This is a genomic window from Streptomyces sp. NPDC005281, from assembly GCF_040607495.1.
Lineage (GTDB): Bacteria > Actinomycetota > Actinomycetes > Streptomycetales > Streptomycetaceae > Streptomyces.
The window spans coordinates 1-13,106 of the sequence record NZ_JBEXGX010000001.1 but is presented as its reverse complement, the minus strand read 5'-3'; the positions used below and the strand labels follow the sequence as shown (position 1 = coordinate 13,106).

At 71.6% G+C, this 13,106-nt stretch carries 12 protein-coding genes; 10 read left to right on the top strand and 2 right to left on the bottom strand.

Translation table 11 applies throughout. The features are described 5' to 3' along the window. Positions 1 to 87 precede the first annotated feature (87 nt). Complete coding sequence (locus ABZV42_RS00060; protein ID WP_355989778.1) at positions 88 to 537, bottom strand: metallopeptidase family protein; 450 nt, start codon at positions 535 to 537, stop codon at positions 88 to 90. Between the two features lie 261 nt (positions 538 to 798). Between ABZV42_RS00060 and ABZV42_RS00055 the strand changes: the two genes are divergently transcribed. From ABZV42_RS00055 to ABZV42_RS00015, 9 genes are all read left to right on the top strand, one after another. After that, positions 799 to 1,275, top strand: coding sequence for a DUF3499 domain-containing protein (locus tag ABZV42_RS00055; RefSeq protein WP_356050526.1), 477 nt, complete (start codon positions 799 to 801; stop codon positions 1,273 to 1,275). Positions 1,276 to 1,372: 97 nt separating this feature from the next. After that, positions 1,373 to 1,777, top strand: coding sequence for a hypothetical protein (locus ABZV42_RS00050; RefSeq protein ID WP_356050525.1), 405 nt, complete (start codon positions 1,373 to 1,375; stop codon positions 1,775 to 1,777). A gap of 93 nt (positions 1,778 to 1,870) precedes the next feature. Next, the gene (locus ABZV42_RS00045) at positions 1,871 to 3,232 is read left to right on the top strand and encodes a phosphomannomutase/phosphoglucomutase (protein ID WP_355989751.1); all 1,362 of its coding nucleotides are present in this window, start codon (positions 1,871 to 1,873) and stop codon (positions 3,230 to 3,232) included. A 429-nt stretch (positions 3,233 to 3,661) separates the two neighbouring features. Then, positions 3,662 to 3,832: a Trm112 family protein gene (locus ABZV42_RS00040; protein WP_355989749.1), complete on the top strand. Its 171-nt coding sequence runs from the start codon at positions 3,662 to 3,664 to the stop codon at positions 3,830 to 3,832. 318 nt (positions 3,833 to 4,150) lie between these two features. Continuing rightward, positions 4,151 to 5,278, top strand: coding sequence for an SIS domain-containing protein (locus tag ABZV42_RS00035; RefSeq protein ID WP_355989748.1), 1,128 nt, complete (start codon positions 4,151 to 4,153; stop codon positions 5,276 to 5,278). Between the two features lie 127 nt (positions 5,279 to 5,405). Beyond that, positions 5,406 to 6,557, top strand: coding sequence for a mannose-6-phosphate isomerase, class I (gene manA / locus ABZV42_RS00030; protein ID WP_356050524.1), 1,152 nt, complete (start codon positions 5,406 to 5,408; stop codon positions 6,555 to 6,557). 144 nt (positions 6,558 to 6,701) lie between these two features. Next, positions 6,702 to 7,682, top strand: coding sequence for a cation diffusion facilitator family transporter (locus ABZV42_RS00025; protein WP_355989744.1), 981 nt, complete (start codon positions 6,702 to 6,704; stop codon positions 7,680 to 7,682). 459 nt (positions 7,683 to 8,141) lie between these two features. Then, positions 8,142 to 9,599 (top strand): adenosylhomocysteinase, encoded by a 1,458-nt coding sequence (gene ahcY, locus ABZV42_RS00020; RefSeq protein WP_355989742.1) that lies wholly within the window; start codon positions 8,142 to 8,144, stop codon positions 9,597 to 9,599. 100 nt (positions 9,600 to 9,699) lie between these two features. After that, positions 9,700 to 10,356, top strand: coding sequence for a hypothetical protein (locus ABZV42_RS00015; RefSeq protein WP_355989740.1), 657 nt, complete (start codon positions 9,700 to 9,702; stop codon positions 10,354 to 10,356). Between the two features lie 97 nt (positions 10,357 to 10,453). On the opposite strand, the gene ABZV42_RS00010 is transcribed toward ABZV42_RS00015, so the two are convergent. After that, positions 10,454 to 11,539, bottom strand: coding sequence for an RDD family protein (locus ABZV42_RS00010; RefSeq protein WP_356050523.1), 1,086 nt, complete (start codon positions 11,537 to 11,539; stop codon positions 10,454 to 10,456). A 129-nt stretch (positions 11,540 to 11,668) separates the two neighbouring features. Here ABZV42_RS00010 and ABZV42_RS00005 point away from each other — a divergent pair, with 129 nt between their 5' ends. Then, entirely contained in the window at positions 11,669 to 12,676 is a 1,008-nt protein-coding gene (locus ABZV42_RS00005; RefSeq protein WP_355989736.1) for a stage II sporulation protein M, read from the top strand. Positions 12,677 to 13,106: the final 430 nt, after the last annotated feature.

Here is a 13,106-nt window from a genome sequence, read left to right as displayed (position 1 = left end):
CCGGTTCCGACCGGCACCCGGTCCGCAGCCACCCGGTCCGAACGGCACTGACGGCCCTGGCAGGGGCGGCCCCGCGAGGGGCCGCTCTCACTCCTCGTCGTAGCGCGGGTCGACCGTCTCCGGCGTCAGGCCCAGCAGTTCCGCGACCTGTTCCACGACGACCTCGTGCACCAGGGCGGCGCGCTCGTCGCGTCCCTTGGTGCGGATCTCGATCGGGCGGCGGTAGACGACCACGCGCGCCGGATGCCCCTCGCGCGCCGCGATCGTGCCGCCCAGCGGCACGGCCTCGTCGCTCCAGCCCTCGCCCGAGCGTTCCAGGCGCGGGACTTCGATGACCATGAAGTCGATGTCCGCGAGCTGCGGCCAGCGTCGCTCCAGCCGTTCCACGGAGTCCTGCACGAGGTCGGCGAAGACCTCGGCACGGCTCGCCGCGAGCGGTACCTGGGGCGGCGCCACGGGGCCGCGCATGCCCCTGCCGTGACGGTCACGTCGACGGGGACCGGCTGCTGCGGCGCGGGGTGGTACGGGGTTGTCCATCACTGACGAAGAGTAGTCCCCGCCCGGCCCGGCCGCCCGGCCCCACGCGCCGGTCGCCCACGGGCGGGCGGACTGCCGGCCGCCGGTACGGCCTGTCTTCCGGATGGCGCCCGATGGCCGTTCCGGTCAGGATTCAGCTCGATTCCGTATCTCTCCAAGACCGTATCTGACATGGCAATTGACATGATTCGCACCAAGTGGTGACCGGATTCAGGTGTGTTCGGTATCCCGGCACCCGATGTCGCCCCAGGTCAGGGTCCGATGCCCCGGAGACCGTGTGGGGCGTCTCACAGGACGACACGGTGGGATGACCTGGGGGAGAGTCGTCGCGGCCCGCTCAAGAGTGCGGTACCGTCCAACATCGTGAGCCTTGTACGTCGCTGTTCGCGCACCGCTTGCGGCCGTCCCGCCGTCGCGACGCTGACGTACGTCTACGCCGACTCGACCGCGGTCCTCGGCCCGCTCGCCACCTACGCCGAACCCCACTGCTACGACCTGTGCGCCCAGCACGCCGAGCGCCTCACCGCGCCGCGCGGCTGGGAGGTCGTCCGCCTCGCCGACTCCTCCGGTCCCGCGCGTCCCAGCGGCGACGATCTGGAGGCCCTGGCGAACGCTGTGCGCGAGGCGGCCCGTCCGCAAAAGCGCGCGACGGAGGCCGGCGGCAGCGCCCGCTCGGTGGACCCGATGGAGGTCGCGCGCCGCGGCCACCTGCGGATCCTGCGCTCGCCCGACAACTGAGCGGCGCTCCAGCGCCCGCACGCGGTTCTCCACGCCACGCTCTCCCCGCCGCCCGCCCTGCCTGTCCATCGAAACCCCGGCGCGCCCGACTGGCCCTGTGACGGCCTCGCCGGCCGCCCGCCTCACCCACGGCATGCCCCGGCCCGGGCAGTTCTCCAGCGCCGCTCAGGACGCCGGGCCCGGCCTCCTCCCCAACCTGTGGACCACCGTCAACACCGCCCGGTGTACCGGATGGCGGCCCGCACACCCGGCACTTCGGTATCCCGGGCACCCGGCCGCCGCCCGCGGAGTCGCCCTCGCCGCAGTCCAGTTCGCCGCCTCGAACCGGGCCTCGGCCCAACTCGCCCGCACCGAAGCCTCGTTCGCGGGCGTCGTCGTCCTCGTCGCCGTACCGCACGGGCACGGCGGGGAACTCGGGGAGCGGCACCCGCACCGCGAACTCGCGCGCGCCCGCGCCCCGTACGCCCGGAGCTCGTCGGACCTCTTCCGGATGCCGCCCTGAGCAGGGACGCGCCCCGCCCGGGCCGGGGCACCGCCCGCCGTCGGCCGGACGGGTAGTTTGGGGTGACCGAAGTGGACTCCTGGAGGGTTGGCCGTGACTGCTGATCTGTCGCAGCTCGTGAAGGCGTACGACGTACGCGGGGTGGTCCCGGACCAGTGGGACGAGCCGCTCGCCGAGCTGTTCGGCGCCGCCTTCGTCCAGGTGACCGGAGCGGACGCCATCGTGATCGGGCACGACATGCGGCCCTCGTCCCCCGGTCTGTCCCGCGCCTTCGCGCGCGGCGCGGCGGCCCACGGGGTCGACGTCACCGAGATCGGCCTGTGCTCCACGGACCAGCTCTACTACGCCTCGGGCGCGCTCGGCCTGCCCGGCGCCATGTTCACCGCCTCGCACAACCCCGCCCAGTACAACGGCATCAAGATGTGCCGGGCCGGCGCGGCCCCCGTCGGCCAGGACACCGGCCTCGCCGAGATCCGCCGGCTCGCCGAGACCTGGCTCGACTCCGGCGCCCCCGCCTCGGACGCCACGCCCGGAACGATCACGCGGCGGGACACGTTGGACGACTACGCGGCGTACCTCCGCTCGCTCGTCGACCTGACCTCGATCCGCCCCCTGAAGGTCGTCGTCGACGCGGGCAACGGCATGGGCGGACACACGGTGCCGACCGTGTTCTCCGGTCTGCCGCTGGAACTCGTCCCGATGTACTTCGAACTGGACGGCACCTTCCCGAACCACGAGGCCAACCCGCTCGACCCGGCGAACATCGTGGACCTCCGGAAGCGCGTCCGCGAGGAGGGCGCCGACCTCGGCCTCGCCTTCGACGGAGACGCCGACCGCTGCTTCGTCGTGGACGAGCGGGGCGAGCCCGTCTCCCCGTCCGCGATCACCGCGCTGGTCGCCGCCCGCGAACTGGCCAGGAACGGCGGCGGCACGGTCATCCACAACCTCATCACCTCCTGGTCCGTCCCGGAGGTCGTCCGCGAGCACGGCGGCACGCCGGTCCGCACCCGGGTCGGCCACTCCTTCATCAAGGCCGAGATGGCCGCCGTGGGCGCGATCTTCGGCGGCGAGCACTCCGCGCACTACTACTTCCGCGACTTCTGGAACGCCGACACCGGCATGCTGGCCGCCCTCCACGTCCTCGCCGCCCTCGGTGGCCAGGACGGCCCGCTCTCCGGGCTCGTCGCGGAGTACGACCGCTACGTGGGCTCAGGCGAGATCAACTCCGAGGTCGACGACCAGGCGGCCCGCCTCGCCGCCGTCAGGACCGCCTACGAGGGCCGCGAGGGTGTCGTCCTCGACGAGCTCGACGGCCTGACGGTCACCCTCGAGGACGCGTGGTTCAACGTCCGCCCCTCCAACACCGAGCCCCTCCTCCGCCTCAACGCCGAGGCCCGCGACGAGGCGACGATGGCAAGGATCCGGGACGAGGTACTGAACATCATCAGAGCCTGAGCCCCGCCGGGCGGGCCGGGTCGGCCCGGCACCCGCGACCTCCGGCCCGCCGATCCCGTCGCACACAGCCACGTCGGCCTGATCGGCATGGTCGCCCTGACCGGCTTGCTCGGCCTGACCGGGTCGCTCGGCCTGGCCGGCCTGACCGCCCTGACGGGCTTGCTCGGTCCGGTTGGCCCGGCCGGTCTGACCGGCATGGTCGGCCGGACGCGGTCACGAGAGGACGGACGCGGGCGCCGACGGGAGTGCCCACGGGGGCGTCCACGGCGGTGCCCACGGGAGTGCCGACGTGGGTGCCCACGGGGGTGCCGGCCGCGGAGGCCGACGTACCCGCTTCGCGCGCCTACGAACCGTGGGCGCGCCCCGGCACCCGGCTTCCCGCAGCGGTACCCTGACCAGGCCGCATCCACCGTTTCGGAAGGACACCCCATGCCGCTCGAAGCCGGCCTCCTGGAGATCCTCGCCTGCCCGGCCTGCCATGCCCCTCTGGAGGAGCAGGACACCGAGCTGATCTGCACGGGAGCGGAGTGCGGCCTCGCCTACCCGGTCCGCGACGGTATCCCCGTACTCCTGGTCGACGAGGCCCGGCGCCCCGCGTAACCGACGCGTCCGCCTCGCGCACGGTGGCACCGCGACCGCCGCACGCGAGGCGCCGGCGGCGGCGCCCCGCCCGCGGGCACGCCGACGGCGTGGCAGGCACGAGAACGAGCCACGACGAGCCACGACACCCGACGACGAGCGACGGCACCGCCGCACGGACGACGGCGGCGAGGCCGTCCCGATCGGCGGCCGGCGCACATCCCGGCCGGCACCCGGTCCGACAAAGCGCCGCTCGGCACCTCGCGCGAGCGACCCCGTGCAAGCGACCCCGGCGGCTCACGCGCAAGCGCCCCCCGGCGATCGGAGGCTACCGACCCCATGCTCGACGAATCGCTCCTCGACGATCCCGACGCGCTCACCCGGGCCGACCGGCGGGCCCTGCTCCGCGGCGCCGCCGAGGCCGGCGCCCGGGTGCGCACCGCGGTCCGGCACGCCACCGAGGCCGGCATCTCCGAGCTGAATCCGGACGGCCGCCCGCGCGCCGTCATGATCGCGGGCCCCGGCATGGCCGCCACCGGCGTCGCCGAACTGCTCGGCACCCTCGCCGGAGCGAGCTGCCCCCTCACCCGGATCAGTCCCACGGGCGTCGCCCCCGCCGGCGGCGCCCTGCGCTGGGACCTGCCCGGCTGGGCGGGCCCCGTCGACCTCCTGCTGGTCGCCACGCCCGACGGCAGCGAACCCGGCCTGGAACTGCTCATCGAGCAGGCCTACCGGCGCGGCAGCACCGTCGCCGCCGTCGCCCCCGCAGGTTCCCTCCTCGCCGAGTGGGTGCAGGCCAGCCACGGCCTCTTCGTCCCCATGGCCACCGCCCCGCACGACCACGAACAACCCCTGGGCGCCTCGGCACCCGGCGTGCTCTGGGCGCTGCTCACACCGCTGCTCGCCCTCCTCGACCGCACCGGCCTGGTCTCGGCCCCGCCGCAGGCGCTCCAGAAGGTCGCCGACCGCCTCGACCGCGTCGCCGAGCGCTGCGGTCCCGCCATCGCGGCCTACAGCAACCCGGCCAAGACGCTCGCCGTCGAACTGGCCGACGCGCTCCCGGTGATCTGGACGGAGGGCACCTCGGCGGGCCCGGCCGGCCGCCGCTTCACCGCCGCGCTCGCCGAACTCGCGGGCCGCCCCGCGCTCACCGCCGAACTCCCCGAGGCGCTCGCCTCGCACAGCGTGCTGCTCGCGGGCGCGCTCGCCGCCGGCGCGGACCCCGAGGACTTCTTCCGGGACCGGGTCGCGGAGGCGCAGGCGCTGCACGCGCGCGTGGTGCTGCTCCGCGACCGTCCCATCGGCGGGATCAGTGCCGCCCCCGCCGCCCGCGAACTCGCCCTCAGCCACGACACCGCGATCAGCGAACTCGAACCCGAGGAGGGCGGCGAACTGGAGACCCTCGCCGAACTGATCGCCATCACGGATTTCGCCGCCGTTTACCTGGCGCTCGCTTCGGGGGCCTGATCTTGGGCGGGAGCTCGCGCCCGGCGCCCGCCGCCGGACCCCGCGACCGGCACCGCTGACACCACGCTTCCCGACAGCGCCCGCACGGAGCGGGCCGCGCCGCGCACGTATGGAGACGAAGACACCGATGGACCGCCTCGACAACACCGTCCGCCCGTACGCCTGGGGCTCGACCACCGCCATTCCCCGGCTGCTCGGTGTGGAGCCGACCGGCGAACCGCAGGCGGAGATGTGGATGGGCGCCCACCCGGGCGCGCCCTCGCGCACAGTGCGCGGTCCGCTCAACGAGGTGATCGCCGAGGACCCGGACAAGGAACTCGGCCGCGCCGCCGTCGCCAGGTTCGGCCCCGGGCTCCCGTTCCTGCTGAAGCTCCTCGCCGCCGGCGCCCCGCTCTCCGTCCAGGTGCACCCCGACCTCGAACAGGCGCGGGAGGGCTACGAGGACGAGGAGAGCAGGAGTGTCCCGATCGACGCCCCGCACCGCAACTACAAGGACGCCAACCACAAGCCCGAACTGATCTGCGCGCTCACCGAGTTCGACGGCCTGTGCGGCTTCCGCGCCCCCGAGGAGACCGCCGAACTCCTCGCCGCCCTCGGCGTCGACTCCCTGAAGCCCTACGTCGACCTGCTGCGCGCCCACCCGGAGGAGGCGGCGCTGCGCGAGGTCCTCACGGCCGTGCTGAGCGCCGACCCCGAGGACATGGCCCGTACGGTCGCCGAGACCACGGAGGCCTGCGCCCGCCTCGGCGGCGACTACGCCCCGTACGCCGGTCTCGCCCACCACTTCCCGGGCGACCCCGGCGTCATCGCCGCGATGCTCCTGAACCACGTCAGGCTCCAGCCCGGCGAGGCACTGTTCCTCGGCGCGGGCATCCCGCACGCGTACCTGAACGGCCTCGGCGTCGAGATCATGGCCAACAGCGACAACGTCCTGCGCTGCGGTCTTACGCCCAAGCACGTCGACGTCCCCGAACTCCTGCGCGTGGTCCGGTTCGAGGCGGGCGACCCCGGTGTCCTGCGCCCCGAGGCGTCCCCCGACGGCGAAGAGGTCTACGCGACGCCCATCGACGAGTTCCGCCTCTCCCGTTACGTCGTCGCCGAGGGCGCCGTTCCGCGCGACCTCACCCGCGAGACCCCGCAGATCCTGCTCTGCACCTCGGGTTCCGTACGAGCCGACGGCATCGACCTGACCCCCGGCACCTCGGTGTTCGTACCGGCCGGCGAAAAGGCCGAAGTGTCCGGGTCCGGCACGATCTTCCGTGCGACAGTGGTCGCCTGACGGGACGACTGCACCGACCTGAGGCGCGTCGCCCCCGGACCGGGCTGCAAGAATGGCCCACCGCAAAGGGCGGGCAAAGCCCGGACCGGGGGTACGAGGGTACGAACGGGGTCCGGACGGCGTACGAAGGGACAGCAGGAGCAGATGAGCGCTTCAGGCGGCACCAAAGCGATCGTGGCGGCACTCGGCGCCAACCTCGCGATCGCGGTATCGAAGTTCGTGGCGTTCGCGTTCAGCGGCTCCTCCTCGATGCTCGCCGAGGGCGTCCACTCGCTCGCCGACTCCGGCAACCAGGCCCTGCTCCTGATCGGCGGCAAGAAGGCCCAGCGCGAGGCGACCCCGCAACACCCGTTCGGTTACGGCCGCGAGCGCTACATCTACGCCTTCCTCGTCTCGATCGTCCTGTTCTCGGTCGGTGGCATGTTCGCCGTCTACGAGGGCTACGAGAAGATCAAGCACCCGCACCAGATCGAGCACTGGTACTGGCCGGTCGGCGTCCTGCTGTTCGCGATCGTCGCCGAGGGCTTCTCGTTCCGTACGGCCATCAAGGAGTCCAACGAGCTGCGCGGCTCGCACTCCTGGTCCCAGTTCATCCGCCGCGCCAAGGCCCCCGAGCTGCCGGTCGTCCTCCTGGAGGACTTCGGCGCGCTCATCGGTCTCGTCCTCGCGCTCGGCGGCGTCGGCCTCGCGCTCCTCACGGACGACGGCGTCTGGGACGGCATCGGCACGGTCTGCATCGGTGTCCTGCTCATCATGATCGCCCTGGTACTCGCCGCCGAGACCAAGTCGCTCCTGCTCGGCGAGTCGGCGGGCCCGGAGGACACTGCGAAGATCGAGGCGGCGATGGTCGACGGCGCCACCGTCACCGGCATCATCCACATGCGCACGCTCCACCTCGGTCCCGAGGAACTGCTGGTCGCCGCGAAGATCGCCGTCCAGCACGACGACACGGCCGCCCAGGTGGCCAGGGCGATCGACGCCGCCGAGGCCCGCATCCGCGCCGCCGTCCCGATCGCCCGGGTGATCTACCTGGAGCCGGACATCTACAGCGACGCCGCGGCGGCCAAGGGCCCGGACCCCGCCGCCACCCCCGGCGGGCCGACACCGTCGCCGGCCGACCACTGACACCACCCACCCTTCGCTCGTACGGCCTCGGGGCCCGCCCGAGATCTCGGGCGGGCCCCGAGGCCGTTTCTCCAGGTCCGGCCAGGTCGATCCCGTCCGCGCTTCCCCTGAACTTCCCCCGAACTTCCGCCCGTCTCCCGCGCCGCCCCTCCGTCCAGCATCTCCATCGAGCTTCTCCGCTCAGGCCGAAGGACCCCCTCGCGTCCAGAGGCGGACTGGGGAGGGACACGCCCACCGGTGTAGCTTGGTGACTGAGCCAGACGTCGCTGCTGATGGCGGTCGGGCGGTCCCACCGCGGACCGGCCGAGGGAGAGAGGGCCTCCGACGGACTGCGCTGCGCGCACCGGGCACATCCGTGTCCTGCCGAGGCATGTCTATGCCCCGTCGGGTACGCGTTCGTGCCGACGCCGCGCAGAACAGCCCTATCCACCTCGCCCCTATACCGAGGAGCAGCTCGTCATGACGACTGTCGACAACCGACAGGACTTCAAGGTCGCCGACCTCTCCCTGGCCGACTTCGGCCGCAAGGAGATCATCCTCGCCGAGCACGAGATGCCCGGCCTGATGTCGATCCGCAAGGAGTACGCCGAGACGCAGCCCCTCGCGGGCGCCCGCGTCACCGGCTCCCTGCACATGACGGTGCAGACCGCCGTCCTCATCGAGACCCTGGTCGCCCTGGGTGCCGATGTCCGCTGGGCCTCCTGCAACATCTTCTCCACCCAGGACCACGCAGCCGCCGCCATCGCGGTCGGCCCGAACGGCACGCCGGAGAACCCCCAGGGCGTCCCGGTCTTCGCCTGGAAGGGCGAGACCCTGGAGGAGTACTGGTGGTGCACGGAGCAGGCGCTGACCTGGCCGAACACCCCCACCGGCGGCCCGAACATGATCCTGGACGACGGCGGTGACGCCACCCTCCTCGTCCACAACGGTGTCCAGTACGAGAAGGACGGCAAGGTCCCCTCGGTCGACACCGCCGAGAACGACGAGCACCGCGTCATCCTCGAACTCCTCAACCGCACGATCACCAACGGTTCGCAGAAGTGGACCCAGCTCGCCTCGGAGATCCGCGGCGTGACCGAGGAGACCACGACCGGCGTCCACCGCCTGTACGAGATGTACCGCGACGGCACCCTCCTGTTCCCGGCGATCAACGTCAACGACGCCGTCACCAAGTCGAAGTTCGACAACAAGTACGGCTGCCGCCACTCCCTGATCGACGGCATCAACCGCGCCACCGACACCCTGATCGGCGGCAAGACCGCCGTCGTCTGCGGCTACGGCGACGTGGGCAAGGGCTGCGCGGAGTCCCTGCGCGGCCAGGGCGCCCGAGTGATCATCACCGAGATCGACCCGATCTGCGCCCTTCAGGCGGCGATGGACGGCTACCAGGTCACGACCCTCGACGAGGTCATCGACAAGGCCGACATCTTCGTCACCACGACGGGCAACAAGGACATCATCATGGCCTCGGACATGGCCAAGATGAAGCACCAGGCGATCGTCGGCAACATCGGTCACTTCGACAACGAGATCGACATGGCCGGCCTCGCGAAGATCCCCGGCATCGTCAAGGACGAGGTCAAGCCGCAGGTCCACACCTGGAAGTTCCCCGACGGCAAGGTGCTCATCCTTCTGTCGGAGGGCCGCCTGCTGAACCTGGGCAACGCGACCGGCCACCCGTCCTTCGTGATGTCCAACTCGTTCGCGGACCAGACCCTGGCCCAGATCGAGCTGTTCACCAAGCCCGAGGAGTACCCGACCGACGTCTACGTGCTGCCCAAGCACCTCGACGAGAAGGTCGCCCGTCTCCACCTCGACGCGCTCGGCGTGAAGCTGACGACGCTGCGCCCCGAGCAGGCCTCGTACATCGGTGTCGAGGTCGAGGGCCCGTACAAGTCGGACCACTACCGCTACTGAGCACACCCGCCGAGCAGCGGTACCACCGCTCGGCGTCCGGATGTCAGCAGGCCCTCGCCGTCCCGGCGGGGGCCTGTCCCCGATGAGGACCTGAACGCCCATGCCCCGCGGCCGCTATTCGCTCCATGATCCGCACGATCACACCCCTCTCGCCGACGAACACTTCCACTGCGCGCCCGGCCCCTCCGGCTGGCGCTATGTCTCCCAGCTCACCACCCCGTCCGGCACCGCGCCGGACGGTCTCCCCGAGCCCGGAACGGCGACGGTCACCGGCTCCGTCGATCTCGCCCTCGACGATCTGGGCCGCCCCATCCGCCTCGAACTGCACGCGGCGGGCTGGCAGGTGAAGGGCGCCGCCCTCGACGGTGTGACCTGGGTCCGCACCGACCCCACCGGGACCGAGGCCACCGAAGGCAATGTGCCCGCCCACGCCTTCACCGGTACCTCCCCCGCCTTCCTCGTCGCCACCGCCCGCCTCCTTCGCCTCACCCCTTCCGCCACCCCTGCCGCGACCCGTGTCCGCCTCGTCGCCTTCACCGACCCGGTCCTCGCCCCGCGCACCCTCGACCAGTCCTGGGCCTTGATCGCAAGCGAAACGCACGCCACTGACAACGGTCCGCTGACCGTGGACGAATACCAGGTCACAGCGCTGGACACCGGTGAACAGCACGCCGTGCACCTCGCGGGAGACGTGGTGCTCGCGGCCCCCGGCATCGAACTGGAGCACCTCGAATCACCCCCGTCGGTGTTCACCTGACGGCCCACCTGACGGCGGTGCCGGTCCGTTCGCAGCCGCAGCCGCAGCCGCAGCCGCAGCGGCCGCTGATCCGGAGCCGAGCCGACGGCGAGGCCGGCTAGGCGGGCGGCGCGAAGCCGGTCGACGGACGTTCGCCCTGTCCCGCCTGCTCGCCCGCGCCGGCCGGGCCGACCCACGGCGAGGACGGCTGCGGCGCCACGGCCTGCTGAGCCGCGTCCGGATACCCGGCGGGGACCGGCGGGGCGGCGGGAACGCCGGGCGCCGGGTGGAAGGAGTGGCCGTCGGGAGCGCCGGGCTGGTGGGTGTGGCCGGCGGGAGAGCTGGGCCGGAACGGGTGGCCGACAGGGGCGCCGGGCTGGAACGGGTAGCCGGGGGGAGGGCTCGGCTGGGCGAAGGGATGACCGCCGGGTACCGGGGACGTGAAACCGCCAGTCGCGGCACCGAAGGTCCGACGGGCCTCCCGGGTCTGGCGCTCGTGCACGACAGCCGCCAGATACGCGCCCGCCGGCACCCCTTGCGGCGCGGGAGTTCCGGTACGAGCGGCGAGATCCACGGCGAGCCGTTCCGCCATCGCCCCACCGATCTGCGGATCCAGCTGCCGCATCCGCGTCAGGTACTGGCGGACGGCCAGCCACAGTCCGTCCGGTACGGCGGACAGATCGAGCTCCGCGAACCGCCCCGCCAGCCAGGGCGGCGGCGCGGGAACGTACGGCATACGCCCCTCGGGAATCCGCTCCCGCACGACAAGGGTCCCCGCGAACACGTCACCGAGCCGCCGCCCGCGCTCCGACACCAGCGAGGCGATGCACGCGACGATCCCGAACGTCATCAGAATCTCGACCACCCCCACGGCACCGCGCACCAGAGCGTGCCGGAAGCGGATCGGACCGCCGTCGTCCCGCACCACCCGCAGCCCGCACGCCAGTTTCCCCAGAGAGCGGCCATGACTGAGCGTCTCGACGGCGATCGGACCACCGACCAGAACCAGCAGGAAGCTCGCGATCGAGACGGCGATCTGAGCCGCGTCGTCCAGCGCGGCAGTCGCGGCGACCAGACCGATGGTCACGACGATGTAGACCACCACCGCCACGGCCAGGTCGAGCAGCACGGCAAGCGCCCGGCTCGGCAGTTTCGCGGGCCGCAGCTCCAGTGCCACTGCCTCGCCCGTCACCAGCTCACTCACGCCCGCCGCCCTTCCCCTGACCTGCCCCGACAACCGCCAGTCTGCCAAGCTGAGGGCACATCGCGCCCCAGTAGGACAAGCTGACATCCATGATGGGCCCCCGTTGCGCAGCGAGGAGCAGGCAAACCGATGGACCTCGACGTCTTCGTCTCCGCCCACCGTGCCGAGTGGGACAGACTCGACGCCCTGCTGCGCCGTCAGCGCCGTCTGAACGGGGCGGAGGCCGATGAGCTCGTCACCCTGTACCAGCGAACCGCAACCCATCTCTCGCTGATCCAATCCAGTGCCCCGGATCCCCAGCTGACCGGGCGCCTCAGCCAGCTCGTGGCACGCGCGCGTAGTGCCGTGACGGGCACCCGCCGGGCCTCCTGGCGTGACGTCACCCGATTCCTGACGCACGGATTCCCCGCGGCCGTCTATCGCTCCCGACACTGGTGGGTGCCCACGGCGCTCCTGTCCACGGCGATAGCCGCTCTCCTCGGGTGGTGGATCGGCACCCATCCCGAGGTCCAGGCCGCGATCGCCGCCCCCGGTGAACTGCGTTCCCTCACTCGTCCCGGCGGTGAGTACGAGACCTACTACTCCAGCCATCCCGCAGCAGCGTTCGCGGCTCAGGTGTGGACGAACAACGCCGAGGCCGCGGCCATGTGCCTGGTACTGGGTGTCTTCCTGGGCCTGCCGGTCCTCTGGATCCTCTTCGAGAACATGCTCAACCTGGGCGTCGGCATCGGCCTGATGTCATCGGCCGGCCGTCTCGACACCTTCCTCGGGCTCGTCCTCCCGCACGGCCTGCTGGAACTGACCGCCGTCTTCGTCGCCGCGGGCACGGGACTGAAGCTGGGCTGGACCGTGATCGACCCGGGCCCCCGATCCCGCCGGACGGCACTCGCTGAAGAGGGCCGCGCCGCGCTGGGGATGGCAATCGGTCTGGCGCTGATCCTCTTCGTCTCAGGCGCCATCGAAGGCTTCGTCACGCCGTCGGGCCTCCCGACGTGGGCCCGCATCGGCATCGGAATCGGCGCTGAGCTGGCCTTTCTCACGTACGTATATGTCCTCGGCGGTCGCGCGGCACGCTCCGGCGAGACCGGTGACGTCTCGGCATCCGAGCGCAGCGCCACTCTCCCGACGGCCGCCTGATGTGCGCGCACCCCCGCTGACCTGCTAGCCTTCTCGTTACCCCAGAAAACTCGTTGACACGGGTCGCTCGGGGAGGTAGATTCGAACAGTTGCCTAGAACTGGACACGTCCGGTGGCGGCGGTTAGAGTCGGCTCGCTTCTCAAAGCAATCGACACGTCGATTCAGAAGAAGCCCCTCCTGATGATTCAGAAATGGTCGCCGGTCAATCCGGCCCACAGATTCTGATAAAGTCGGAGTCGCTGAAAAGGGGAACGCGAGAGCGGATTACCTTGAAAGCACCGAGGAAATCAGGCCCGAAAGGATCTGATAGAGTCGGACTCGCCGGAAAGGGAAACGCGAAAGCGAATTACCTGGAAAGCACCGAGGAAATCGGATACGGAAACGGTCTGATAGAGTCGGAAACGCAAGACCGAAGGGAAGCGCCCGGAG

What these genes read in the sequence shown, in the direction of transcription:
- ahcY (WP_355989742.1), top strand. Translation starts at nt 8,142, where the DNA reads ATGACGACTGTCGACAACCGACAGGACTTCAAGGTCGCCGACCTCTCC.
- ABZV42_RS00015 (WP_355989740.1), top strand. Translation starts at nt 9,700, where the DNA reads ATGCCCCGCGGCCGCTATTCGCTCCATGATCCGCACGATCACACCCCT.
- ABZV42_RS00025 (WP_355989744.1), top strand. Translation starts at nt 6,702, where the DNA reads ATGAGCGCTTCAGGCGGCACCAAAGCGATCGTGGCGGCACTCGGCGCC.
- ABZV42_RS00060 (WP_355989778.1), bottom strand. Translation starts at nt 537, where the DNA reads ATGGACAACCCCGTACCACCCCGCGCCGCAGCAGCCGGTCCCCGTCGA.
- ABZV42_RS00005 (WP_355989736.1), top strand. Translation starts at nt 11,669, where the DNA reads ATGGACCTCGACGTCTTCGTCTCCGCCCACCGTGCCGAGTGGGACAGA.
- ABZV42_RS00035 (WP_355989748.1), top strand. Translation starts at nt 4,151, where the DNA reads ATGCTCGACGAATCGCTCCTCGACGATCCCGACGCGCTCACCCGGGCC.
- ABZV42_RS00040 (WP_355989749.1), top strand. Translation starts at nt 3,662, where the DNA reads ATGCCGCTCGAAGCCGGCCTCCTGGAGATCCTCGCCTGCCCGGCCTGC.
- manA (WP_356050524.1), top strand. Translation starts at nt 5,406, where the DNA reads ATGGACCGCCTCGACAACACCGTCCGCCCGTACGCCTGGGGCTCGACC.
- ABZV42_RS00055 (WP_356050526.1), top strand. Translation starts at nt 799, where the DNA reads ATGCCCCGGAGACCGTGTGGGGCGTCTCACAGGACGACACGGTGGGAT.